The sequence below is a fragment of the uncultured Microbacterium sp. genome (assembly GCF_963521695.1).
GTDB lineage: Bacteria > Actinomycetota > Actinomycetes > Actinomycetales > Microbacteriaceae > Microbacterium.
In genome coordinates this window covers 1-3,294 of the sequence record NZ_CAUQWC010000303.1, presented here as the reverse complement: position 1 = coordinate 3,294, position 3,294 = coordinate 1, and the positions used below count along the sequence as shown (strand labels likewise).

Sequence of the window (3,294 nt, the reverse complement as noted above, 5' to 3'; positions counted from 1 at the left end):
CACGCGCATAAACGCGCTCACACCCCGTTTATGCGCGCGAATCGCGTTTATGCATGCGGGGAACTCGACGCGATGCCGGCTCCCGCGCACGACGACAGCGAGCCGCGGGAGGGCAAGAGCGTGCGGAGGCCGCGAGACCTCAGGCCTGAGGTGCGTCGCCCGCGACGGGGATGCGGCCGGTGCGCACGATCCGGTCGAGCAGCGCGTCGAAGTCGGCCGCGAGCTCCTGCGCCGAATCGCCGGGCCACACGTGCAGCGGTTTCGCGGCACCCTGCGCCTGCTGGAGCGAGGTGCGCTCGGGCAGCTGCGGGTTGAGCACGAGGGGACCGAACATGTCGCGCAGCTCCTTGATGCGGAACTGGTGTTCGATCGACTGCGGGCGTACGCGGTTGACCACGACGCCGAGCGGTTGCAGGCGCGGCGAGAGGCCGCGACGGATCTCTTCGATCGCACGAAGGGCTCGGTCGGCGGCGGCGACGGAGAAGAGTCCCGGTTCGGTGACGACGACGACACGGTCGCTCGCCGCCCACGCGGTGCGCGTGAGGGCGTTCAGCGAGGGGGCGCAGTCGATGAGCACGAGGTCGTACTCGCTCTCGATGGTGGCCAGGGCCTCCTCGAGCTTCCAGACGTCGCGGACGCTCGGGTGCGGGCCGTCGAAGTTGATGGCCGACGGGCTGCCGATCAGCACGTCGATGGTGCCGGGATGCACCTTGGCCCACCCGCTGGAGGTGATCGCCTGACGCACGACCTTCTCTTTCGGGTTCGCCAGGACATCGGCGATGTTGAGACGGCCGGCCACCGAGATGTCCATGCCGGTCGACACGTCGGATTGCGGGTCGAGGTCGACGACGAGAGTGCGAACGCCACGTGCGAAGGCCGCGGAAGCCAGCCCGAGTGTCACGGTCGTCTTGCCGACCCCGCCTTTGAGAGAGCTGACGGAGAGTACGTGCACGAGAGTCCACGTTACCTTCCCCTAGGCTGTGAGCACATTCAGCCCCGCCAGATCGACCTGAGGTGCGCATGTTTTCGAAGATCCTGGTCGCCAACCGCGGCGAGATCGCCATCCGAGCGTTTCGCGCAGCCTACGAGGTGGGAGCCCGCACCGTCGCGGTCTACCCCTACGAAGACCGCGCGTCGCTGCACCGCCTGAAAGCCGACGAGGCCTACCAGATCGGCGAGCGCGGTCATCCCGTGCGCGCCTACCTCGACGTCGACGAGATCATCCGCGTCGCGCGCGAGTGCGGGGCGGATGCCATCTACCCGGGGTACGGCTTCCTGTCCGAGAACCCGGAGCTCGCCGAGAAGGCCACGGCTCACGGCATCACGTTCATCGGCCCGCCCGCCGAGGTGCTGTCGATGGCGGGCAACAAGGTCACCGCCAAAGAGCACGCGATCGCCGCCGGCGTGCCGGTCCTGCGCTCGACGCCCGCCTCCGACGACATCGATGCGCTGCTGGCGCAGGCGGAGGAGATCGGCTTCCCGATCTTCGCGAAGGCCGTCGCCGGTGGCGGCGGGCGGGGCATGCGCCGCGTCGAGAGCATGGGCGAGCTCGCCCCCGCGCTGGCCGAGGCGATGCGCGAGGCGCAGAGCGCGTTCGGCGATCCCCGCATGTTCCTCGAGCAGGCCGTGCAGCGCCCGCGTCACGTCGAGGTGCAGATCCTGGCGGATGCCACGGGCGAGACGGTGCACCTCTTCGAGCGCGACTGCTCGGTGCAGCGGCGCCACCAGAAGGTCATCGAGATCGCTCCGGCCCCGAACCTCGACGACGCCGTGCGGCAAGATCTGCATCGCTACGCCGTCGCCTTCGCCCGATCGATCGGGTACCAGAACGCCGGCACGGTGGAATTCCTGCTCGAGACCGCCGGCCCCCGCACCGGCCAGGTCGTCTTCATCGAGATGAACCCGCGCATCCAGGTCGAGCACACCGTGACCGAGGAGGTCACCGACGTCGACCTCGTGCAGTCGCAGATGCGGATCGCCGCGGGCCAGACCCTCGCCGACCTGCACCTTCTCCAGGACGACATCCACCTGCGGGGCGCCGCCCTGCAGTGCCGCATCACCACCGAAGACCCCACGCAGGGCTTCCGCCCCGACACCGGCAAGATCACGACTTACCGCTCGCCCGGCGGCGCCGGCATCCGCCTCGACGGCGGCACCACGGCCGCCGGCTCCCAGGTGAGCCCGCACTTCGACTCCATGCTGTCGAAGCTGTCGTGCCGTGGCCGCGACTTCCCCGCCGCGGTGGCGCGTGCCCGGCGCGCGCTGGCCGAGTTCCGCATCCGCGGGGTCTCGACGAACATCCCGTTCCTGCAGGCGGTGCTCGACGACCCGGCCTTCGTCGCGGGCGACCTCAGCACCTCGTTCATCGACGAGCGCCCCGAACTGCTGCGCGGACGCGAGTCGAAGGACCGCGGCACGAAGGTCCTCTCGTGGCTCGTCGACACCACGGTCAACCGCCCCAACGGCGAGAACCCGCTGTCGATCGACCCCGGCGCCAAGCTCCCGCGTCTCGACGTCGCAGCACCCGCCCCGGCGGGTTCGCGCCAGCGCCTCCGAGAGCTCGGTCCCGCGGGATTCGCCCGGGCGCTGCGCGAACAGACCGCCCTGGCGGTCACCGAGACCACTTTCCGCGACGCGCATCAGTCGCTCCTGGCCACGCGCGTGCGCACCCGCGATCTCGTGCGTGTCGCCCCGCACGTCGCCCGCCTGACCCCGGGTCTGCTCTCGGTCGAGGCGTGGGGCGGAGCGACGTACGACGTCGCGCTGCGCTTCCTCGGCGAAGACCCGTGGGAGCGCCTCGACGCCCTCCGCGAAGCGCTGCCCAACATCGCCATCCAGATGCTGCTGCGCGGGCGCAACACTGTCGGCTACACCCCGTACCCGACCGAGGTCACCGACGCGTTCGTCGCCGAGGCGGCGGCATCCGGAGTCGACATCTTCCGCATCTTCGACGCCCTCAACGACGTGTCGCAGATGCGGCCGGCGATCGACGCCGTGCTCGCCACCGGCACCGCCGTCGCCGAGGTCGCCGTCTGCTACACCGGAGACCTGCTCGACCCGGCCGAGAACCTGTACACCCTCGACTACTACCTGCGCCTCGCCGAGCAGATCGTCGACGCGGGCGCGCACGTGCTCGCGATCAAGGACATGGCGGGTCTGCTGCGTCCCACCGCGGCCGCGAAGCTCGTCTCGGCGCTGCGCGAGAAGTTCGACCTGCCCGTGCACGTGCACACGCACGACACCGCCGGCGGACAGCTCGCCACGCTGCTGGCCGCCTCCGCAGCGGGGGCGGAC

At 70.4% G+C, this 3,294-nt stretch carries 2 protein-coding genes; one reads left to right on the top strand and one right to left on the bottom strand.

The genetic code is table 11. The features are described 5' to 3' along the window. Window positions 1-139 precede the first annotated feature (139 nt). Entirely contained in the window at window positions 140-952 is an 813-nt protein-coding gene (locus RWP81_RS15555; protein ID WP_314457624.1) for a ParA family protein, read from the bottom strand. Between the two features lie 68 nt (window positions 953-1,020). On the opposite strand from RWP81_RS15555, the gene RWP81_RS15550 reads away from it, so the two are divergent. Next, on the top strand, window positions 1,021-3,294 hold a 2,274-nt coding region (locus RWP81_RS15550), incomplete at its 3' end, for a pyruvate carboxylase (RefSeq protein ID WP_314457622.1).